The sequence below is a fragment of the Bacillus sp. RO1 genome (assembly GCF_012524115.1).
In the GTDB taxonomy this organism is placed as follows: domain Bacteria; phylum Bacillota; class Bacilli; order Bacillales; family Bacillaceae_I; genus Sutcliffiella_A.
This window is the reverse complement of record NZ_JAAZWB010000087.1, coordinates 172,797-192,642: the sequence shown is the minus strand read 5'-3', so window position 1 is coordinate 192,642 and position 19,846 is coordinate 172,797. Positions and strand designations below refer to the sequence as shown.

At 40.7% G+C, this 19,846-nt stretch carries 25 protein-coding genes; 17 read left to right on the top strand and 8 right to left on the bottom strand.

The annotated features are described in order from the left end of the window. Positions 1 to 59: 59 nt before the first annotated feature. The 3 genes from HC179_RS17800 (at position 60) to HC179_RS17790 (ending at position 1,527) form a co-directional block, all read left to right on the top strand. The gene (locus HC179_RS17800) at positions 60 to 359 is read left to right on the top strand and encodes a hypothetical protein (protein ID WP_168865532.1); all 300 of its coding nucleotides are present in this window, start codon (positions 60 to 62) and stop codon (positions 357 to 359) included. A 336-nt stretch (positions 360 to 695) separates the two neighbouring features. After that, positions 696 to 1,064 carry a hypothetical protein gene (locus tag HC179_RS17795; protein ID WP_168865531.1) on the top strand — a complete coding sequence of 123 codons (369 nt, stop codon included), beginning with the start codon at positions 696 to 698 and terminating at the stop codon, positions 1,062 to 1,064. Between the two features lie 157 nt (positions 1,065 to 1,221). Then, positions 1,222 to 1,527, top strand: coding sequence for a DUF4190 domain-containing protein (locus HC179_RS17790; RefSeq protein ID WP_168865530.1), 306 nt, complete (start codon positions 1,222 to 1,224; stop codon positions 1,525 to 1,527). A gap of 381 nt (positions 1,528 to 1,908) precedes the next feature. Here the strand turns inward: HC179_RS17790 and HC179_RS17785 are convergent, their stop codons facing one another. Together HC179_RS17785 and HC179_RS17780 are read right to left on the bottom strand one after the other, a co-directional pair. After that, positions 1,909 to 2,184, bottom strand: a complete 276-nt coding sequence (locus HC179_RS17785) for a hypothetical protein (RefSeq protein ID WP_168865529.1) — start codon at positions 2,182 to 2,184, stop codon at positions 1,909 to 1,911. A 90-nt stretch (positions 2,185 to 2,274) separates the two neighbouring features. After that, a complete protein-coding gene (locus tag HC179_RS17780) occupies positions 2,275 to 2,625 on the bottom strand; it encodes a DUF2200 domain-containing protein (protein WP_168865528.1) in 351 nt (116 codons plus the stop codon). 115 nt (positions 2,626 to 2,740) lie between these two features. On the opposite strand from HC179_RS17780, the gene HC179_RS17775 reads away from it, so the two are divergent. Continuing rightward, positions 2,741 to 3,565, top strand: coding sequence for a manganese catalase (locus HC179_RS17775; RefSeq protein WP_168865527.1), 825 nt, complete (start codon positions 2,741 to 2,743; stop codon positions 3,563 to 3,565). Positions 3,566 to 3,614: 49 nt separating this feature from the next. Here the strand turns inward: HC179_RS17775 and ptsG are convergent, their stop codons facing one another. Beyond that, a complete protein-coding gene (ptsG, locus tag HC179_RS17770; protein ID WP_168865526.1) occupies positions 3,615 to 5,672 on the bottom strand; it encodes a glucose-specific PTS transporter subunit IIBC in 2,058 nt (685 codons plus the stop codon). Between the two features lie 351 nt (positions 5,673 to 6,023). Here ptsG and HC179_RS17765 point away from each other — a divergent pair, with 351 nt between their 5' ends. From HC179_RS17765 to HC179_RS17735, 7 genes are all read left to right on the top strand, one after another. After that, positions 6,024 to 6,518 (top strand): DinB family protein, encoded by a 495-nt coding sequence (locus HC179_RS17765; RefSeq protein WP_168865525.1) that lies wholly within the window; start codon positions 6,024 to 6,026, stop codon positions 6,516 to 6,518. Further along, a complete protein-coding gene (locus tag HC179_RS17760) occupies positions 6,506 to 7,318 on the top strand; it encodes a GNAT family N-acetyltransferase (protein ID WP_168865524.1) in 813 nt (270 codons plus the stop codon). Before HC179_RS17765 ends, HC179_RS17760 begins: the two co-directional genes overlap by 13 nt. Before the next feature lie 19 nt (positions 7,319 to 7,337). After that, complete coding sequence (locus HC179_RS17755) at positions 7,338 to 7,664, top strand: hypothetical protein (protein ID WP_168865523.1); 327 nt, start codon at positions 7,338 to 7,340, stop codon at positions 7,662 to 7,664. Between the two features lie 37 nt (positions 7,665 to 7,701). Next, positions 7,702 to 8,103: a hypothetical protein gene (locus HC179_RS17750; protein ID WP_168865522.1), complete on the top strand. Its 402-nt coding sequence runs from the start codon at positions 7,702 to 7,704 to the stop codon at positions 8,101 to 8,103. A 168-nt stretch (positions 8,104 to 8,271) separates the two neighbouring features. Further along, positions 8,272 to 9,381, top strand: a complete 1,110-nt coding sequence (locus HC179_RS17745) for an NADH:flavin oxidoreductase (protein ID WP_240948572.1) — start codon at positions 8,272 to 8,274, stop codon at positions 9,379 to 9,381. A gap of 264 nt (positions 9,382 to 9,645) precedes the next feature. Next, on the top strand, positions 9,646 to 9,921 hold the full coding sequence (locus HC179_RS17740) for a hypothetical protein (protein WP_168865520.1): 276 nt from the start codon (positions 9,646 to 9,648) through the stop codon (positions 9,919 to 9,921). A 45-nt stretch (positions 9,922 to 9,966) separates the two neighbouring features. Then, on the top strand, positions 9,967 to 10,176 hold the full coding sequence (locus HC179_RS17735; RefSeq protein WP_168865519.1) for an ATPase: 210 nt from the start codon (positions 9,967 to 9,969) through the stop codon (positions 10,174 to 10,176). A gap of 156 nt (positions 10,177 to 10,332) precedes the next feature. On the opposite strand, the gene HC179_RS17730 is transcribed toward HC179_RS17735, so the two are convergent. After that, positions 10,333 to 11,517 (bottom strand): MFS transporter, encoded by a 1,185-nt coding sequence (locus tag HC179_RS17730; RefSeq protein ID WP_168865638.1) that lies wholly within the window; start codon positions 11,515 to 11,517, stop codon positions 10,333 to 10,335. Between the two features lie 93 nt (positions 11,518 to 11,610). Next, entirely contained in the window at positions 11,611 to 12,024 is a 414-nt protein-coding gene (gene gvpU / locus HC179_RS17725; RefSeq protein ID WP_168865518.1) for a gas vesicle accessory protein GvpU, read from the bottom strand. Positions 12,025 to 12,224: 200 nt separating this feature from the next. On the opposite strand from gvpU, the gene HC179_RS17720 reads away from it, so the two are divergent. Beyond that, positions 12,225 to 13,079: a dimethylarginine dimethylaminohydrolase family protein gene (locus HC179_RS17720; RefSeq protein ID WP_205825378.1), complete on the top strand. Its 855-nt coding sequence runs from the start codon at positions 12,225 to 12,227 to the stop codon at positions 13,077 to 13,079. A 151-nt stretch (positions 13,080 to 13,230) separates the two neighbouring features. After that, a complete protein-coding gene (locus HC179_RS17715) occupies positions 13,231 to 13,857 on the top strand; it encodes a hypothetical protein (protein WP_168865517.1) in 627 nt (208 codons plus the stop codon). Positions 13,858 to 13,986: 129 nt separating this feature from the next. Here the strand turns inward: HC179_RS17715 and HC179_RS17710 are convergent, their stop codons facing one another. Further along, complete coding sequence (locus tag HC179_RS17710; RefSeq protein WP_168865516.1) at positions 13,987 to 14,544, bottom strand: nitroreductase family protein; 558 nt, start codon at positions 14,542 to 14,544, stop codon at positions 13,987 to 13,989. A 315-nt stretch (positions 14,545 to 14,859) separates the two neighbouring features. On the opposite strand from HC179_RS17710, the gene HC179_RS17705 reads away from it, so the two are divergent. The 4 genes from HC179_RS17705 to HC179_RS17690 all read left to right on the top strand — a co-directional run bounded on the left by HC179_RS17705 (position 14,860) and on the right by HC179_RS17690 (position 18,464). After that, positions 14,860 to 16,752, top strand: coding sequence for an alkaline phosphatase D family protein (locus tag HC179_RS17705; protein WP_168865515.1), 1,893 nt, complete (start codon positions 14,860 to 14,862; stop codon positions 16,750 to 16,752). A 16-nt stretch (positions 16,753 to 16,768) separates the two neighbouring features. Next, positions 16,769 to 16,969, top strand: coding sequence for a twin-arginine translocase TatA/TatE family subunit (gene tatA / locus HC179_RS17700; RefSeq protein WP_168865514.1), 201 nt, complete (start codon positions 16,769 to 16,771; stop codon positions 16,967 to 16,969). A 69-nt stretch (positions 16,970 to 17,038) separates the two neighbouring features. Further along, positions 17,039 to 17,770, top strand: a complete 732-nt coding sequence (gene tatC, locus HC179_RS17695; RefSeq protein ID WP_346775158.1) for a twin-arginine translocase subunit TatC — start codon at positions 17,039 to 17,041, stop codon at positions 17,768 to 17,770. Positions 17,771 to 17,912: 142 nt separating this feature from the next. Next, entirely contained in the window at positions 17,913 to 18,464 is a 552-nt protein-coding gene (locus tag HC179_RS17690; RefSeq protein WP_168865513.1) for a histidine phosphatase family protein, read from the top strand. 172 nt (positions 18,465 to 18,636) lie between these two features. Here HC179_RS17690 and HC179_RS17685 read toward each other — a convergent pair whose 3' ends face one another. Further along, positions 18,637 to 18,879, bottom strand: a complete 243-nt coding sequence (locus HC179_RS17685) for a hypothetical protein (RefSeq protein ID WP_168865512.1) — start codon at positions 18,877 to 18,879, stop codon at positions 18,637 to 18,639. 65 nt (positions 18,880 to 18,944) lie between these two features. Beyond that, positions 18,945 to 19,577 (bottom strand): HNH endonuclease family protein, encoded by a 633-nt coding sequence (locus tag HC179_RS17680; RefSeq protein ID WP_168865511.1) that lies wholly within the window; start codon positions 19,575 to 19,577, stop codon positions 18,945 to 18,947. Between the last annotated feature and the right edge of the window lie 269 nt (positions 19,578 to 19,846).

The following is a 19,846-nucleotide window of genomic DNA, read 5'->3' as shown; positions in this document are numbered from 1 at the left end:
TCAATATACTAGACAAGGGATGGGGAAGGAACTTTAGTCATTTAGGGATGTGACAAAAAATGAAGAAAATTATTAAATACCATAGGTTGGTGCTTTTGTTAATTACTTTTACTTTGGTTGCAATTCTAAGTAACCCTAGCGAACGAGAGTACCTGGAGATGACAGGGGAGTCATTTTATGAAACCCTACCTGACGGGTTGGAAGTGGAAATCGAGCGCGTGAACTTTTTTCTCTTTTCCACCTACACGCCGATTGTCGGAAATGAGTACGGCATCACCCATCTCGGGGTCTACGGAAGTTTCTTTCAAATATCAGACGGACAATTTGACTATCCTGGGTGGCTGGAGTTGTTTAATTGAGACTTGGTACCAAGGTAGCACTCTTGGCGAGAGGGGGTAGTTTGTTAGGTTCTTTATTAATTGAGATAAGTACCAATAAAGAGGGGGGATGAACATTAAGAAATTCATTCTGTTGCTGGTTCTGGTGCTATTGATAACTTTGGGCAGGACTTATAGTGAGCCCTTCTCTACGCCCGAAACGAACATGCCAGAAGAAAAACGGTAATAGACAACCACCCCCTAAAAACCCCTTAGTATCGAACACCTCCAATAAAAGGATCAGCATGGAACTTTTTCCTAATCTGTTTCGTTTTATTACTGGAGGGATAACTCATGAATAGTACGGAGGTGTGAGGCTTGTATACCTATTCATCTTTTGAAATAGCTGGCTCGTTTGCGCTGTTAAGGCCAATTTTATATACGATATTAGCTGTATCCATCTTTTTGTTTATATTCATTGTAGTCCCAAAATTTAAAGCTACGATACAATCAACTTTTCTGGTGATGATAGTTTCCTTATTAAATATCTTAGTTGCCGGCTTGGTTATGTTCTTTAGTGCCATAGTGGCTGATGAACTTAACCTAGATGGGGATTCTGTTGGTATGATTCTGTTTATGTCCATTTTTGCGATCAGCGCATTAAATATGTTGCTTTACCTTATGAGAAATAGAAGCAAACAGAAAAAACAGACAACCAGATTCAACGTTTGGATCATGCAAAAATAAATGATGTATTTAGGCATGGAGATATCTGGATTAGGGAAAAGGATACTAAGGTACTAGAAAAGTAGTAGCGTGTTGTAGCTGAGGAGAGCTATAATGCAGAAAGAGTTTAAAAAATTATCTTCTAACATTCACTGAATTAGAATGGTAGGTGTAAAAAATGAATGAATCTGTTCCGCATTCCGAAACGGAAAAAATCAACAGTAATGCAGTGTTATCCTTAATTTTAGGAATTATTTCTATCATAAGTTGTGTCATTAGCTTTTTGAGCATGCTTTTTGCGGTTCCAGGGTTTGTCCTTGGTGTGATAAGTCTTAATGAGATTCACAAAACGGATCAATCAGGACGAGGATATGCCAAGGCGGGCATCGTATGTAGCCTCATTGGAATAATTCTGCCGCTTATCGTTATTCTCATTAGTTTGTTATTTTTTGAATCGACAGACTTCATCATGGAAGTCATATAAGGATAAAAAGGACAGCCCTTGTTTGGTAAGGGGGCTGTCCTTTTATTCATTCTAATATAGTGATTTTTAAACCAACGTTTGATTAAGAAAATATCGAAGCTATGGGGCTGTAGGGAGAAAACAATTTTTATGAAATTAACTTTTGAAAAAGGTGTAGTGATATAATTCATAAATCTGCCATCATTCATTACTAATCGACAAATTTCCCGGGAAACCTTTTTTCTAAAATAGATCTTTTTAAACAAACGTTTGTTAAATAAAATCTGAACCCCTTGAGTAGCAAGAGGTTCAGCGGAAAAATCGAAATTAACTTTTGAAAAAAGTATTCTAGGAAATCTTCATTTTCGTAATTAGGGAAAATGCACATCCATTTGTCGAAATTTATGGTGCTTGAAAACCATATATTGCTACAAAGAGTAATAGTGCCCACCCGCAAACACTAAGTGAATTTGCCGCAATCAGCCAACCCTTTGGCCACCCTTTTACTCTAAATAGAGTGACAAGTAATCCTGCAACACCAAAAGCAATGGGAATAAAGAGCGTTACTCTGTTGAACAAATCAACCATTGCTGAACCCCAAGAAGTAAGAAAGGCAACCAAAGGAATGGCTGACAAAAGAAACAAAAGAGAACCAAATATGGTGGCACGCATTTGCATAAACTCCCCCCTCATTCAATAAATTTATGCTGCTGGTAAAACAAAAACACCATTTTTTCACAGGGAATGGTGGGTCCTGGTACCTATCCCCTAAGCCCGCAATATCTTATCCATCGATTTCCCCTTAGCTAACTCATCAATCAGCTTATCTAAATAGCGGATTTCTCTCATGGTTGGTTCTTCAACTTCCTCTACTCGGACACCGCAAACGACCCCTTTAATCATGCTCCGTGCCGTGTTCATTTGGGGAGCTTCGGCAAAGAAGGTCTCAAAGTCTGTTTTATTTTCGATTAACGCTTCTAATTCCTCTTGGCTGTAGCCTGTTAACCAACGAATGATCTCATCAACTTCTGCTTTCGTCCGTCCTTTTTTCTCTGCCTTCGTAACGTAATGTGGGTAGACACTTGCAAAACTGGTCGTATAGATGCGGTGCTTTTTCATGATATATCCTCCCATAGAAATTCTTTCCTTTATTGTACCATGGAAAATTTAGAATGATGTACAAACCATTGTCAGTATATATTACATGTGATGCATAAAGAAGGGTGGAGATGTTTTGTTTTTTCATATGAAGGAATTACAATATGAAGCCAAGCCTGAAAAGCCAGATCCCATATTTGCGACAAGGCTGCAAGAAATATTGGGTGGGCAGTTCGGAGAGATTTCGGTTGCTGTTCAATATTTATTTCAAGGCTGGGGAACAAGGAGTCATGGGAAGTACAGGGATTTATTGATGGATACAGGAACGGAGGAACTCGCCCATGTTGAGATGCTTGCAACCATGATTGCGAGACTGCTTGATAATGCACCGGTGAAAGCTCAAGAAGAAGCGGCACAGAATCCTGTAATGGCAGCAATCATGGGAGGGATGAACCCGCAATACGCCATTGTTTCAGGTCTTTCAGCAATGCCAGTCAACAGCGTTGGTGTACCATGGAACGCTGGCTACGTAATTGCCAGTGGTAATCTGCTTGCCGATTTTAGGGCAAATTTAAACGCTGAAACACAAGGGCGTTTGCAGGCAGTCAGATTATATGAACAAACGACGGATTCAGGAGTAAGAGACATGCTGTCATTCCTGATTGCCAGGGATAGAATGCATCAAAATCAATGGTTGGCAGCGATTTACGAACTAGAAGCGCAGGAAGGAGTAATCGTACCAAGCACATTCCCTACCTCAAAGGAAAAATCGGAAGTCTCTCATACATTTATTGCATTATCAGAGGGAGAAGAGAGTAGCAAAGGCAATTGGGCGAGTGGCCCTGCCCCAGACGGATTAGCTAATTTTGAATACTTAAGCATGTCAGGGGCGTGGGGAGGAAAACCAAAGCTAAATCCTGCTCCTCCAGCCTTGCATAACACTCCGCCATCTGTAAAATAAAGAAGGAACGTTTCGATAACATGAGTGTGATCGAAACGTTCCTTTCTTTTTAACCTTTAGAAATCTCCACTATTCCCTCTTCCTTCAACCCAACCTCACCATGCTTGTTCAGCTTCACTTTTTCATCATCCTTCAGGTTGGTAAACACAATTGGTGTCATCAAGGAAGGTGCATTTTTACTAATGAAGTCCATATCGAATTTCAAAAGTTCTTGCCCCTTCGTAACAGTATCCCCTTGCGTAACGAGTGCTTCAAACCCTTCCCCTTTAAGATTCACTGTATCAATTCCTACGTGGATCAAAATTTCGTGTCCTACGTTCGATTCAATTCCAATCGCATGTTTGGTCGGGAACAGATTTACAATTTTACCGTCAACAGGGGAGACCACAAGTCCTTCTGAAGGTTCAATGGCAAAGCCGTCACCCATCATTTTTCCAGAGAAGACTTGATCTGGCACGTCATCAAGCGGTTTGATTTCCCCTTTGATAGGAGCGATAAATCCACCTTCTGTTGACTTGGTCTGCATCGCATCTGGATTGATTTCTTCAATTTGCTGCTCAACTTCCTTGTTTGTGTCTGTTTTAGCAGGACGAGGTGATTTACCGTCCATAATATCCTTAATCTGTGATTTTAACGTATCCGATTTAGGTCCGAAAATAGCTTGGATATTGTTGCCGACTTCTAGAACACCAGAGGCACCAAGTTTTTTCAAGCGAGCTTTGTCCACCATGGAAATCTCGTTTACCGATACGCGAAGCCTCGTAATACACGCATCCAAATGCGAGATGTTTTCTTTGCCACCCATCGCCTCTAGTACATCATGAGGAAGGTCGCCGGCAGTTGTCGGAGAGGCTCCATCTTCCTCCTCATCCACTTCCTCACGACCAGGAGTTGCAAGATTAAATTTTGTTATAGCAAAGCGGAATCCGAAATAGTAAATGACTGAAAATACAAGACCTACTGGAATAACTAGCCACCAAGCGGTTCTGTTTGGCACAATTCCGAACAGCAAGTAGTCGATGACCCCACCTGAGAACGTCATCCCAATTTTTACATCTAATATATGCATCACCATGAATGAAAGACCAGCGAATACGGTGTGAATCGCGAATAACACAGGTGCAACAAACAGGAACGAAAACTCAATGGGTTCTGTAATACCCGTTAAAAAAGAGGTAAGCGCAGCAGATGCCATGATTCCACCGACGACCTTCTTCTTTTCAGGTCGCGCCGTATGATATATAGCAAGTGCCGCGGCAGGTAATCCAAACATCATAAACGGGAACTTACCTGTCATAAACGTTCCGGCAGTAGGCTCGACACCATCTCGCAGCTGAGCAAAGAACATCGCCTGGTCCCCGCGGACAATATCACCAGCCTGATTGGTATAGGATCCAAACTCAAACCAAAACGGGGAGTAGAAAATATGATGCAGACCGAACGGAATTAGGGCCCTTTCAATTACACCAAAAATAAAGGCGGACAACGTTAAGTTTGTGTTGATCATACTTTCCGAAAGTGTGTTCAACCCACCTTGAATCGGCGGCCAAACAAAGGACATGACAATACCTAGCACAACGGCAGAGGCAGCTGTAACAATCGGAACGAATCGCTTGCCGGCAAAGAATCCAAGGTAAGAGGGCAACTCGATATTGTAATACTTATTGTACATGAAGGCCCCGAGGATACCGACAATTACCCCACCGAACACACCGCTCTGAAGCGTATTGATTCCCAGTACATTCGCATATGCTGGATCATCAAGCATCCCGTCATCTACGCCAAGCACCACACCCATCGTCGCATTCATGATAAGGTAACCAATAATTGCGGCAAGTGCTGCAACTCCCTCACCACCGGCAAGTCCAACTGCAACTCCAACGGCAAAGAGCACAGGGAGGTTACTAAAAACAATTCCTCCAGCAGCATCCATGACGCTCGCCACTAACTGGATCCAATCTGCTCCAAGGAACGGCATCAACTCCAGCAAATTTTCCTCTTTCAATGCAGCCCCAAGCGCAAGCAAGATCCCAGCCGCCGGTAGGAGTGCAACCGGAAGCATCAACGCTTTCCCGACCTTCTGCAACACACCAAATAATTTTTTCAAGGATAATACCTCCAATATATGTAGATTTCAAAGTGCTTTTAATTTCCCCTAAACAGGGATTTTTAAACAGCGGGTTGATGGGACTAATAGACCACAAACTTGTTTTGGCACGAACTTGGGTGGTTTTGGCACGAACTCGGATGGTTTTGGCACGAACTCGGATGGTTTTGGCACGAACTCCACGATGGCCCACTTCCTATGGTTAAAAATCTGTCATCTTAACGTATCTTCATATAGTTGACAATGCATCTGCTAACACTACTGTAGAAATTATTACCATCTTCCTACCTGTGTGGTACTATACAATTAAAGACGGAATATTCCTTCATTTAAAAGTAGGGAGATGGGAAAATGGAGTTATTTCAAAGTCAGTACGATTGGATTAAACGAACAAGGGAAACATTATTTCAGTATTGTGAAGGCATGGCACATGCCGATTATGTAAAAGAAATAGAGAGCTTCGGCGGGGACTCCATCCGAAGTCTTCACGTACATATTGGCACTTGCTATCATTTTTGGCTCGGTACCCATGGTCTTGGAAAATCAATCGAAAAAACAGAACCGAAAGACATCAAAACTGTTCAAGATATGAGAGCGCTTTTCCGGAAAACGGACGAGATAGTTGAGGAGTTTTTACTGAAGTATCAAGGTAACTGGGATCATACCATCCCATACACCTTTAAAAACGGTGAAACATCTGACTTCAGCACACTCTGGCTTTTTACGCACACCACCACTCATGAATTCCACCATAAAGGACAGATTGTTAAAATTGGTCGCCAGCTGGGATATACTCCGCCAGATACGGATCTCATCGCGCCGGAGGTAAAAGCATGTCAATCTTAACGAAATATCAATTGGAAATTGTGGAACAGTCTGAGATTGATGCCCTAGAAGATAGATTGCTCAGAGTTAGAGGCCAAAACGATAATGCCATGGGCGTGGAGCTGCAGCGGTTTGGGAATGCCGTGGCGTTTTCTGTTAAAAATATCCCGGGTCCATCGTTCAATACGGTGAAGGGAATTAGCGGAGAGAATGTAGAAGGTTTGGATGACATAGTAGAATTTTATTCAAATAGAGGCATTTCTCCTAGGTTTGAAGTGACACCAGGCAATGCTTCTATCGACCTTTTCCGAAAGCTCAATACAATGGGGTTTTTTCAGAGTGGCTTCCACACGGCTCTCTATCGTCCCTTATCTATTGAAGAAATATCGGACATGAGGGTAGACAGTGCTATTCATATTAAGGAAATCAGTCTCGCGAATTTTGATATCTTTGGTGAGTTATATACGAAAGGTTTCGGGATGCCCGCTGCATTCAAGGACTATGTGACCGCCAATAACAAGGTACTTGCAGAGAGCGACAATTGGACTTTTTATTTGGCTAGTGTAGGTGGTGAGCCAGCCGGTATCGCTGTCTTGTTAATTAAAAATGACGTGGCCACATTGGCTGCGTCGGCAACTGTACCTGAATTTAGAAATAAAGGTGTTCAAACAGCACTCATTCAAAAGCGCATGCAACAGGCTGCTGATGCAGGGTGCCGATATTTGGTTGGGCAAGCGGCTTTTGGTAGTGTGAGCCAAAAGAACATGGAACGAGCTGGATTGAAGATTGCCTATACAAATGCGGTTTGGGAGAAATTTTGACGGTAAAAGGGGTAAACGAATGAATACATTTATGTGGGGAATCCCCGTTATCATTACAGCTTGTTATTTAATAATAATGAGTATGGGTATCCGAAGGCTTAATAATGAAAAATACAAAATTGAAAAGAGAGCTTTATTGATTTTTACCTTTACAATTTTTATATCGACAATAATATTCTTTGTGCCAGGATCAGGTGCTCATAAAAATTTTGCTTTGGCTGGTCTTACCGTAGCAGGGTTTTTAGGAATTTTCTTAGCTTGGATAAGAGTAATTAAGTATATCAATCAACGACTATATGAAAAATCAGTAGGAGTATTGGAGAAATTCTTAAAAATAATAATTTGATTAGTTATGCTGCCTACAAATTCGCAGGGGGTCCCATATGAAGTATTCCGAACAAACTTTTATTGACCTACATAATGAGTTTATCCGTTGTTGGGATGAAGCCATGGCCAATGGTAAAACGGAAAAATTGGAAGCCTTTTACGATAAGGATTCTTATCACGTTGTGATATTTACTTCAGATGATGTAAAGCCGATGGAATTTGATTATGATCAATCAATTGCAGGTTTGAAGGAATCTGTAAAAGCTTTAATTGGAACAGAGAAAAGGTTTGATAATCGGGTGGTGCGAATGCAAGACCACGTTCGTGCGAGTGTATTTTACGAAATGGTTGTTATTCAAGGAAACGATGAAGTTACTCGTATTTTTACAATAGAAGGTTGGACACTAATAGACAATCAATGGAATGTTACAAGAGAGGTTAATAAAGTAATTAAGTAGAAGTGGGTTCAGGTTCCTGTCCCCACTCCCCCACTCCCCCACCATACATAATTTTTGTGTTCTAACGTCATCCTATTTTATGAAAAACTTATCATGTGCAAAAATCTTGAATTAAAGATTTTTTTCCATTAGCATGATAGCTAAGTTTAATTAGAAAGGATGATTATTTTGACATATAAGAATTTATTTTCTGAAACTAAAATTACGGGTAAAACATTTCATAATAGATTCATTGTTGCGCCAATGACAAGAATTAGTGCAGAGCAAGATGGTCGTGCCAATGAAACCATGAGCAAATATTATGAACGATACGCAAAAGGTGGATTTAGTGCAATTATCTCAGAAGGGATTTATCTGGACGAGAAATACAGTCAGGGCTATGACGACCAACCCGGACTTGTAAGAGAAGAACATGTACAAGCGTGGAAAAAAATAGTTGATCTTGTTCACAGCCATGATTCATTGATGATTGCTCAACTTATGCACGCCGGTGGTCAAAGTCAAGGTAATGCTTACACAAATGAAACAATAGCACCTTCTGACATTCCTCCTAAGGGTGAACAATTAGGTTTCTATGGTGGATCAGGTCCATTCCAGACACCGAGAGCAATGTCGGTACAAGATATCGAACAAGTAAAAGATGCATTTGTTCAAGGTGCCATGCGAGCGCATGAGGCTGGATTTGACGGAGTGGAGATCCATGGAGCGAATGGGTATTTATTGGATCAATTTTTGACAGATTATATGAATCATCGAGTCGACCAATATGGTGGTTCAAAAGAAAATCGCCTTCGAATTGTATTAGAAATCATTGAAGATATTCGAAAAGCAGTAGGCTCTGAGTTTATGGTTGGAATTCGTATCTCTCAAATCAAGGTAGCCGATCCAAATCATAAATGGGCTGAAGGAGAATACGAGGCAGAATACATTTTCTCTCAATTAGGAGAGAGTTCTTTAGACTATATTCATGTTACCGATGGAGATGCGACAGCACCTGCATTCGGGCAGAATACTAGAACGTTGGCTCAGGCTGCCAAAGAGTTTGGTAAACTTCCTGTTATTGCTAACGGGAAATTAGGTGATCCCGAAAAAGCGGAAAAAATAATAGAAGGACATCAGGCTGATTTAGTTTCCTTAGGGACAAGCGCCTTAGCTAATCCGGACCTTCCTAATAGAGTGAGAAAAGGAAGGGGTCTAAATGAGTTTGAATTCGAAAAAATTCTACTCCCTCAAGCAAAAGTAAAAGATTTAGAACTTCAAATGGAAATCATACAATAATATAGCAGAATGTAAAAAAAAAGGCCGAAGCGAAAAATTGCTTCAGGCCTTTTTACATGTAATAGGTTGTACGCATTCAAAAATTACAAAGAACGCAAAAATATTGCTAGAATTTTCCTCAACCTCCTACCTTCGACAACCTGTGGTGTAATTAAATAAAGTCATAAAAATGAATCATATTTTGTATTAATCCGTATCTTAGTTATAGAAAAAATGTTGAATTAGAAAAAAAGACTGAAAGAGTTCATTGGAGGATGAGTTTAAATGGAGTTCTTGCTATTCTTCGGGATTCATTTCTTTATCATGGGTTCGGCAGTAATGCTATTTAGTGTGATTGTTAGTTTTGTAGCAAAGAAAATACCTTTTTTTGTAACGGTCTTAGGGTGTATGTTATTAGGGGGCTTGTATGCAGTTGTGATCAGTTTTACTGAGATTTTATGGTTTGCGGCCGTGTTTAACGGTGTGCTTTCAGCTATAGCCGTAGGGTTAGTGAAATTAGGTGAGTATTTCGGGAAGGTGGCGGAAAAGATTGATGGCTGATATTGATGAATCCGCTAAACCGATCACTAAAAGGGGAGAGAATAATTGAAAAAGCCATTTTGGATGCCACTTTCAATCGCTTTAGGGTCTATGGTATTACTGTATTTCTGGGGGTTTTTAGCTGATATTAATTTTCTTATATTTAAAGTATCCCCTACATATTTTGAGATAGCACTTCTTCCCATAGGTGTTGGACTGATTTTTGGGGTTATTAGTGAGCGGATCATTAAGCTTAGAACTAAAAGTAAAATATAAGAATATGCGGTGGATTACTCATTCACTAGACGATCAAGACCTCTACCCCCGTAAAAAATGGAAGTAGAGGTCCTTGCTCTAGCAACAAACTGCACGAAGCTACACTTTTCGCACATCCATGCAAAATTGCGTCACCGTGCCTGTCCCCATTAGCCACTACCAAAGCGTGCTTTTCTTTGGTTTTACATTTTGGATGAAAATAAAAACAAGTACGCCTATGATGACTGCCATAGCACTGGATATATAGAGGCTTGTTAGTAGGTGGTGTTTCATGACCACAGACATAATTGGCGGACCTGCAGCAACCCCGATGAATCGAGAGGAACTATAAAGGGAGGAGATTGTCCCCTTTTCTTCCTTCTCAACATTTTCGGTAATTAAAGCATCAAGGGTGGGCAGCATAGCTCCAATGCTAATGCCAATAAAACTGGATATGGATAGCAACAAGAATATCTTTTCATTTTGATAGCCAACAAAAACGATGGATATGGCGATAACGCCAAGTGTGATCATCAGAATCTTTCTCATCAATTCAATATCTCCCTTGATCACTTTTCCAGTAATATAGGAAGAGGCGCACAGGGTGAACAAAGGGACCGCTAAATATAAGCCCTTTTTCACTCCGTGCAGGTCATGCGTTTTTTCCAGTATATCTGATAAATAAAATAATAGGCCAAATAGGATCAGCATGGCGTAAATTCCAATGATGAAAGTAGTATATAGCCATTTTCCTTCTTTTTGAAAAATCCTTTTTGTGTTTCGTATAAAGATGTTTAGTGCGAGTGGTTTATCTTTTTTCCTCGGAACTTTGATGAAAATAAGTACAAGCAGGATGGAAATCAGACTGAAAAAGGAAATAGAAAAGAAGGGAAGATACCATAGAACAGCAGCCAATAGCGATCCTAAAATAGGGCTAAGAACCTTTCCAAATGTATTGGAGGTTTCAATGATTCCCAAACAAGAGCTGGTTTTTTCATCATCGTCCTGATACAAGTCGCCAACTAGCGGCAAAATGATGGGAGTCGCCCCGGCTGCACCAACACCTTGGATAATTCGACCGATGATAATCCATGTGTAGGGATCGTCAATCTTCCAAGAAGCAAATCCCGAAATCAATCCTCCGATAAGTGCCAGCAATAAACTTGGCAAAATGATCATTTTCCTGCCGAACCGGTCAGATAAATAACCTGCAATAGGTATTAAGAAGATCGATGCAACAGAATAGGAAGTGATGATCATACTGGACTGGAAGGAGGAGATATCCAATTCTTTTTCGAGCAATGGCAAAACTGGAATAAGCATAGAATTGCCAAGTGTCATAATAAGAGGGATGGAAGCCATGCTAATTATGCACCAAGCACTGACTTGTCCGATTTTCTTGTTTGTCACCTCTACCCCTCCATCGTCATGTCTACGATTAATAAGTTCAACTGCTTAAAGCTTAAAAGAAAATCCATCAATGGAATCAATTCTTCCACGCCACCAAGTATGACTTTTGAAAGGAGATTGCGCGTTCGCAGAAATATACACAGCATCTTTCAAATGAATAAACGTAGCAATCAAATCCTGCTTTTTCTTTTCCTCTTCTTCTTGTCGCTCACTGATATAGGCTTCTTTAAGATCAGTGAATTTTTTATGTAGAACGCGCGACAGGGTACTATTTTCTACACCATCTGCAGATTGAATGATTCCCTCGTAATAAGTGTGGGGACCAACGAGCGTTCCTGCTACTACTGTTCCATTAATGTTTAACGTGATTCCAATTTCCACACCATCTTTATCTGTTAAATCAAGCAGCATTTGCATCACTGCATCATCGGTGGATACGTTTTCCTCTTTTTTTGCCAAGTTAACCCCTCACTTTTTGTTTCTTTATCCATTTTGTCACGCACACATAGTTAGTATAGGTAAAGAGGAAGAGGTTATTCTGGAAGTTTGTGCAAGTGGAGTTGCTCTTTTCTAAGTAAAATTAAAATCGTTTTTCTTGCCAATTAAAAATCCTTTACTAGGTAACAATAAAAACATTATTTAGTTAAAGGGGGATTAACATGTCTTTCATTTTCAATGAATCGATGCGGCCACATGCAAGCAGTGAGTATGATGTGCTGCGCAAGGTGATTCTGTGCAAACCTGAATATATGACCATCCGAGAGGTTATTAATGAAACACAGGAAAAGTTTAAGAATGAAGGCATTCATATTGAAATTGCCATGACGCAGCATAAGAAATTCGTTGAAACATTGGAGGAGCATGGAGTGGAAATTATCCTCCTGCCTGCAATGAAAATGTTCCCTGAGCAGGTTTTCACCCGAGATATTGGCTTCACGCTTGGTAATATCCTATTTGTTGCGGAAATGGCTAATAAAATAAGACAAGGGGAAGAAGATGTCTTAAAAAGCATGTTGGAGCAACAAGAAATTTCTTATTTAAATTTAAAGGGGGACATGATTGAAGGCGGAGATGTCATCATCAATGGCGAAACGGTGTATGTTGGTTTGAGCAACCGAACGAACGAGGAAGCAATTGAACATCTTCAAAGCATCCTGCCGCATTATGATGTAGTAAAGATGCCTTTTAAAGAAAAATACTTACACCTGGATTGTGTGTTCAACATCATTTCACCGACAGAAGCACTTTACTATCCAGAAGCTTTTACACAGCAAGAGATAGACATGCTCTCTTCTCGGTTTGAATTAATCGAAGTAACAGAAGAGGAACAGTTCACCCTTGGCACAAACGTACTCAACATTGGCAATAAGAAAATTTTTAGTCTGCCAGTTAACCCAAAAGTGAACAAAGAGCTCAAAAAGCGAGGATTTGAAGTGATTGAAGTTGATATTATGGAAATCATTAAATCAGGCGGATCCTTTCGTTGTTGCACGCTGCCCATACTTCGTGGGTAGAGGGGAGCTGGTGTTGCAGGGACAGGCACCTTGACCCACTTTTAATAGTAGCTCTCTGCGATACCCGCATCCAAAAATGGAAAATGAATTCTTCGTATAGTACGTGATAGTTATTCTCCTATCCACTATAATGAAAAGAGGAGGTGATAACATGGAAAAACAAATTCTTGAGCTGCTTATCGGCCTGGATACAGAAGTTAAAGGTATGAGAGGAGATGTAAATGATTTAAAATCGGAAACAACCAGCTTAAGGTCAGAGATGACAGGCATGAAGACCGAAATGAGAAGTATTAAAACTGAAATGGGTAACATGAAATCTGAAATAGGAAGCATGAAGACTGAAATGGGTAACATGAAATCTGAAATAGGAAATATGAAGACCGAAATGGGAGGCATGAAATCAGAAATAGGAAGCATGAAGACCGAAATGGGAGGCATGAAATTAGAAATAAGAAATATGAAGACCGAAATGGGAGGCATGAAATCAGAAATAGGAAGCATGAAGACCGAAATGGGAAGCATAAAGACTGAAGTAGGAAGCATAAAGACTGAAGTAGGAAGCATGAAAATTGGAATAGGAAGCATAAAGTTTGAAATAGTTAACATGAAGACAGAAATGCACGAACGTTTCAATACTGTTGAAGCAAAACTCGACGGTATTGGTGGACAGTTTGAATTAACAAATGAACTAAGAATGAACGATTTCGACTTCATTGACAACAAGGTAAATAGACTTGAAAAAGAAATCTTCATCATGAAAAGTAAAAGTAAAAGGTAGGGTGGCTCCTGCATAACCCCTATAAATTCCTCTAAGTGTTTACTTCCACCTTGAATACCTCACGAAAAAAACAATACTCAAAGTGAAAAGACGCTTCCCTCTCAGAAGGTAAGCGTCTTTTCCATTACCCTATTCATTCTTAAACGCTGTCAATTTGCTCTCAGCGGACTTTCGTTCCCGTTTTGGTGGCACTTGTTCGAAATACCCCAAATGCAAGAATCCTGCCACTTTTTCTCCAGGCTCTACACCCAAGATTCTATGAACTTTTGGATCGTATATATGAGGATTAGTTTTCCAGACAACGCCAAGCTTTTTCTCCCAGGCAAGCAGCTGGAAGTTCTGAATTAGTGAGCTGACCGCCCCGAAGTTCTCCTCCCATTGCTTTTGTCTCGGGTCTTCTTCCATTACAATGATTAGGAAGGCAGAGGGTTGACTGAAATAATTCCTTCTGTTTTCCTGCATCTCGGGCGGGAATGTTTTTACCAGCTTCTCTACAAATCCCTGCTTTTCACTTGAGGACACAAAAATAAACCTCCATGGCTCCCGTAGTCCATGGTTAGGTGCCCAGACAGCATCGTCCAGTAATTCTAGAACGGTTTCCTGAGTTACTTCTTTGTCTGTATATCCAGCTTTTATAGAACGTCGCTCGCGAATGGTTTGAGCTAAAGTTGATTTGTTCGTTTCCATGAGATTCATCCCCTCTTGAAGTTAATATATGAGTGTGATTATCATTCTCAATTACAGTATAGTCTATATCCTCTATTTATTCTATAACTATGACGTGGAAAGAAAAGATGTGTAGGTAAAAACTAAGATCCCTTTCTTCCTGAGTAACAAGGAAATAATTAACACTTTCACGTATAAACGAATCATGGTGCCTGTCCCTCTAACCCACCCCACCTTGTAATATTCTTTTAATTCTCCTGTAACAGATAATTCAAACCAGGTTTACTTTTACCCTTTACTCTGTTAACGAACACAACTTAGAAGGAGGAAACAGCATTGAAGAATGGCAGAAGGGAATTTGAAGCATACGATTCGTCTAAGAGAACTTTTTTGAAGTATTTTTTAGCAGGTTCAGCAGTGGTGGCATTGGAAACGACAGGGATTAGCAAATTGACTTCTTTTGTCTCCAATAAGGCGCTAGCAGCAGAAGGTGTGACGCCGTATAAAGGACTTCAAACTGTCGGGGAAGGATTTCCTCAATCCGTTGCTTCAGGTGACCCAACATCTAGTGGAATGATGTTGTGGACAAGAGTGGATCCTTCCTTAGAGGATGGGCTTTCAACAGAAGAAATTACCAGCAATATCATCTACTATTTAGAAAATACAACTGCCAACAATGATGAGTCTCTGGCAGAGGCAATTGAACAAGGGAAATTTGTCATGTTTGAGGTAAGTACAACAAAGGATTTTTCTAGTGTAGTGCTTAAAGGCTTCTCTCCTATCTGGAAGGATCACGATAATGTGGTTCGGATAGATTTGGATGGGCAACTTAAACCGGATCAAACATACTACTACCGTTTTATTACGAAAAAAGGCTATGTAAGTAAGACAGGGGCATGTAGGACCCTTCCTTTAGATAATAGTCAGGTTGCTTCTGCAAAGATAGGCTATGTTTCTTGCCAGGATTACACGAATGGATATTTTAATGCACTTGGTCATATGGCAGAAGAGGAAATGTTGTTCTTTTTGCATCTTGGAGATTACATCTATGAATCTGTTGGAGATGCGGCCTACCAAGGAAATTTGAAAGATAGACAAATTAAGCTTCCAAGTGGACAAGCGAAAGCTTTTACCAAAGAGGATTACCGCAAGCTTTATCAAACGTATCGTGGAGATAAAGACCTGCAAAAATTGCATGAGCGTCATGGCATGGTGGCTACTTGGGATGATCATGAGTTTGCCAATGACACGTATTATCCGGCAGTAGCACCGGACGATAATCCCGAGTCCGACCCGGCTAGGAGACTTATTGCCAATCAAGTCTGGTTTGAATACATGCCGGCACGTGTTCCTTATGACGGAACGAAGTCTTTTGAAGAGTCCATTAAAATATATCGAACTGTTACAATTGGTAACCTTGCAACGATTCTCTTAACAGATGAGCGTCTTTATCGAGATGCACACCCGTGCGGACAAGGTACATTAGATCGCTACATTTCAGGAGGATGTGAAGGCATTAACAATTCTGACCGATCCATGCTCGGAAGCACCCAGCGCGAATGGTTCTTGAATGAATTAAAGAATGCAGGCGGAACCTGGAAAATTTGGGGGAATGAAGTGCAAATCACCCAGTTGAAATTACTAAATCGCTACATGAATTTAGATGCATGGGATGGGTTTGCTTATGAAAGAGATGTTATTGCACAAACGGTCATGAACAATAAAATTGATAACTTTATAGCGCTCACAGGGGACTTCCATACTTTTGAAGCCTCTTACCTTCAATATAAATATGACAAAACGAGTGAAAAATACGGCGTAGAGTTAATGGTAGGTTCTGTAACGTCAAGCAACTTAAGAGAAACGCTCCGTAATGCATTAAACCAAGCACCAGACACGTCGGGACCAATTCCAATCGACGCTGCCTCAGAACTTATCGACATTGTAAAAGGCCGATTAAGCGGAGCAGCAACGATTACAGCTGAACTTTTATTTAAAGAAATTCAACAAATCGTCAAATTAGAGAATCCTTGGATTGAACTGTTTGACAGTACAACACACGGTTATGCATTGCTGGAATTGACTAACACCAAAGCTACTTGGACTGCTTATTCTGTGGACAACATTGAAACACCTAATGCTTCTAAATCACTTTTATGGCAATGTGAAGTACCAAACGGAGAAGCGAAAATCAATGTGACACAAGGACAAGGTTTAATCCAAAACTAATAAGGAGGACGAGCACATGCTACAAAACATTGGTATTCCTGGACTTATCATTATACTCGTAATTACCTTGCTTATTTTCGGACCGACCAAGCTTCCTGAGATCGGGCGCTCATTCGGCGTCACCCTGCGTGAATTTAAAAAGGGGACAAAAGATTTAATGAAGGATGACAACGAATCAGTAGATGCAGACAAAAAGGTAGAAGAGAAGACGTTGTAAATAAATGAGTGGGCTATCTCTTTCTATGGATAGCCCCTCTTTTTTAAAACAGACAAAGGAGGATGTTTTGTGGAACAGACTTTTTTTCTCACTCATATGGCAGAATTAAGAAAAAGGCTGCTTATGATCCTTTTTATATACGTTTCTATCTTTCTGGTCAGCTTTTTCCAAGTGGGAAAAGTTTACAAGTGGATTATGAAGGGTGTGGAAGTAGAATTAACGGTGCTCGGTCCATCCGAAATAATTTGGGTTTATTTTATGCTTGCCAGTATTTGCGCATTAGCAGCGGTCATTCCATTTGCGGCATATCAATTATGGGTTTTCATCAAGCCGGCTCTTAAGCATGACGAACGAAAGTCAACTGCCCTCTTTATACCTGTATTATTTCTCTTGTTTGTGGCAGGCTTATCATTTGGCTATTTTGTTGTGTTCCCAAAGGTCTTCGGTTTCGTAGTCGCTCTATCAGAAGGTATGTTCCAAACCATGTTCACCGCGGAAAAATACTTTCGCTTTTTGTTCCAGATTACCCTTCCCTTAGGACTAATATTTGAAATGCCGGCCATTGTCTGGTTTTTAACAAAGCTCGGCATCTTGACGCCGATGATGATGACAAAATATCGTAAATACGTGTACCTGGCAATGGTCATTATCTCCGCAATGATAACACCGCCAGACTTACTATCCCAAGTGTTTGTTCTTATTCCTTTAGTACTTTTATATGAATCTAGTATATTGTTATGTGGTTGGGTGTATAAATCAAAGGGAAGGGTACATCGACCCGAAAAAACAACAATCAGTTAGTATGCTGTGGCGTGAAAAATAAGAGGGACGATTCGTTTACTTCTTTGACAAGGGAGCAAAAGGATCGTCTTTTTTTATGAAAAATGAAACAAATTTCCATTCTGTTCGTAATGATAAATAGCAAAAGAAAGGGGACCCATTCATGTCAAAAAACATCTACATAATCAGGCATTGCGAAGCCAAAGGGCAACCTCCAGAATCACCCCTTACAGAAAAGGGAGGGAAGCAAGCGCAAGAGTTAGCAAGGTATTTCTCCAACACATCAATAGACCGCATCATCTCTAGCCCTTTTTTACGCGCTATCCAAACAATAGAACCGCTTGCTAAAGACAGGGAAATAAAAATAGAAAAAGAGGATCGCTTAGCAGAACGCACACTTAGTTCCGTAGATTTACCAGACTGGCTTGAAAAGTTGAAAGCAACCTATGAAGATTTAGACCTGAAATTCGAAGGCGGCGAATCAAGTAGAGAGGCAATGGATAGAATTGGCCAAGTTGTAGAAGAAGCTTATGAAACGGACGAGGAAAATATCGTTATCGTGACACATGGCAATATCATGTCCCTGCTAATTAGGCATTATCAACCTAGATTTGGATTTGAAGACTGGAAGAACCTTAGGAATCCGGATGTGTATAGGCTGAGCTGGGTTGAGGGGACAGGTACGGTGACCCGATGCGTCAATCCTTTTCTGTAGAAAGGTTGATGTAAATTGGATGTTTTGTTGGGTTTCACTCCACCTCTCCATTTATTCAATAAACGCTTCCAATTAGTCAATAAAATGCTTGAAGTATACGAAAAACCACTAAAAGTATTTAATTGAAAGGTAGAAGGGATATTGGTGGTGGGGTGGCCACCTGCCTTTCTTCTTATCCCCGCTCCAACACCTTCACAAGCATCCCATGAACCACTTCATGGTCCCGCAAATCATGCAGGCGATAGCCTTCACCAGGCAACGTGTACCACTCTTCGGCACCTACATAAGTAATCGCAAGCGACAGAACTCCATCTTCATCACAAGTAGTTCGCAGTTCAAGTTCGCCGCTGATGACACCAACTTCTGTAGTCATGACGCCGTGTGATGCAGTAAAAATAGAAGATAGCTTTTCCATAGGTAGGACTCCTCTCTTATATATAGAGGCTGCAAAGCACATAACCTGCAGCCTCGATAGATTTTTTAGTAGGAACAGCTGTTAAGCATCGTTTGCAATGCTGATTTTTCTGATGATTGAAGACTCAAGTCCCAGCGGTATTTCGTATTAATCCACCACTTTGCATATGCGCAGCGGGCTCCGGTACGAGGTGGTTGCCATGTAGATGGATCCTGGTCCCCTTTGGAGCGATTAACGCTTGCTGTTACGGCAATTAGCTGTGGTCCATTTAGGTCATTGGCAAAAGCACGTCGCTGGTCGGTTGTCCAGCTATTAGCGCCGGAACGCCAAGCCTCTGCCAACGGAACAACGTGATCAATGTCGATTTCAGATGGTGAGTATACTATAACGCCATCAAAATAACTATACCATTTTCCAGAGGAGACAGGACAGTTACCGCTGTAATAGTCGGCATCTCGTTGAAGGACAATTTGGCGAGTATCGCAGCCATTACCTTGGCTGCTCCAATGCGGGAAATGATCCCTTGAGTATCCTGTCATGGAGCCTTCCGATTTTACAGTCAACGAGTTTAATTGCGTTTGAGCTTGAGACTTGGACGGTGTTCCAGGGGGAAGTGCCGATACAGATTGCGGATCAAGCTGTAAAGCAGAGAACGACAAAATAAAGGCAAAAACAACCAACATGGACTTCTTCAGCATAGAAATGCCTCCTACTATAAAATTTTTATATTAAATACTCGTGGATGGACGAGAATCTAATAGACTATGTATCTACCAGAAATAATAATAATATAAAAAAGTGTCCTAATAAGTTAAAATATTGTAAATGTTAAGAAAAGGTACTGTTCTCCTGCTCCCTATGAACCATGAAGGGGGGATAAGCGACGAGGGGACAGGTCCGTTGACCCGGAATGAGGGGGGATTGGTCGGCTGAAACCATTTTGCTCTCAAATAGTAGAGTTGTAAAT

Excerpts from the sequence above, each read along its gene's own strand:
- HC179_RS17800 (WP_168865532.1), top strand. The coding sequence starts at position 60 with ATGAAGAAAATTATTAAATACCATAGGTTGGTGCTTTTGTTAATTACT.
- HC179_RS17790 (WP_168865530.1), top strand. The coding sequence starts at position 1,222 with ATGAATGAATCTGTTCCGCATTCCGAAACGGAAAAAATCAACAGTAAT.
- HC179_RS17785 (WP_168865529.1), bottom strand. The coding sequence starts at position 2,184 with ATGCAAATGCGTGCCACCATATTTGGTTCTCTTTTGTTTCTTTTGTCA.
- HC179_RS17780 (WP_168865528.1), bottom strand. The coding sequence starts at position 2,625 with ATGAAAAAGCACCGCATCTATACGACCAGTTTTGCAAGTGTCTACCCA.
- HC179_RS17765 (WP_168865525.1), top strand. The coding sequence starts at position 6,024 with ATGGAGTTATTTCAAAGTCAGTACGATTGGATTAAACGAACAAGGGAA.
- HC179_RS17760 (WP_168865524.1), top strand. The coding sequence starts at position 6,506 with ATGTCAATCTTAACGAAATATCAATTGGAAATTGTGGAACAGTCTGAG.
- HC179_RS17755 (WP_168865523.1), top strand. The coding sequence starts at position 7,338 with ATGAATACATTTATGTGGGGAATCCCCGTTATCATTACAGCTTGTTAT.
- HC179_RS17750 (WP_168865522.1), top strand. The coding sequence starts at position 7,702 with ATGAAGTATTCCGAACAAACTTTTATTGACCTACATAATGAGTTTATC.
- HC179_RS17740 (WP_168865520.1), top strand. The coding sequence starts at position 9,646 with ATGGAGTTCTTGCTATTCTTCGGGATTCATTTCTTTATCATGGGTTCG.
- HC179_RS17730 (WP_168865638.1), bottom strand. The coding sequence starts at position 11,517 with ATGGCTTCCATCCCTCTTATTATGACACTTGGCAATTCTATGCTTATT.
- HC179_RS17720 (WP_205825378.1), top strand. The coding sequence starts at position 12,225 with ATGTCTTTCATTTTCAATGAATCGATGCGGCCACATGCAAGCAGTGAG.
- HC179_RS17715 (WP_168865517.1), top strand. The coding sequence starts at position 13,231 with ATGGAAAAACAAATTCTTGAGCTGCTTATCGGCCTGGATACAGAAGTT.
- HC179_RS17710 (WP_168865516.1), bottom strand. The coding sequence starts at position 14,544 with ATGGAAACGAACAAATCAACTTTAGCTCAAACCATTCGCGAGCGACGT.
- tatA (WP_168865514.1), top strand. The coding sequence starts at position 16,769 with ATGCTACAAAACATTGGTATTCCTGGACTTATCATTATACTCGTAATT.
- HC179_RS17690 (WP_168865513.1), top strand. The coding sequence starts at position 17,913 with ATGTCAAAAAACATCTACATAATCAGGCATTGCGAAGCCAAAGGGCAA.
- HC179_RS17685 (WP_168865512.1), bottom strand. The coding sequence starts at position 18,879 with ATGGAAAAGCTATCTTCTATTTTTACTGCATCACACGGCGTCATGACT.
- HC179_RS17680 (WP_168865511.1), bottom strand. The coding sequence starts at position 19,577 with ATGCTGAAGAAGTCCATGTTGGTTGTTTTTGCCTTTATTTTGTCGTTC.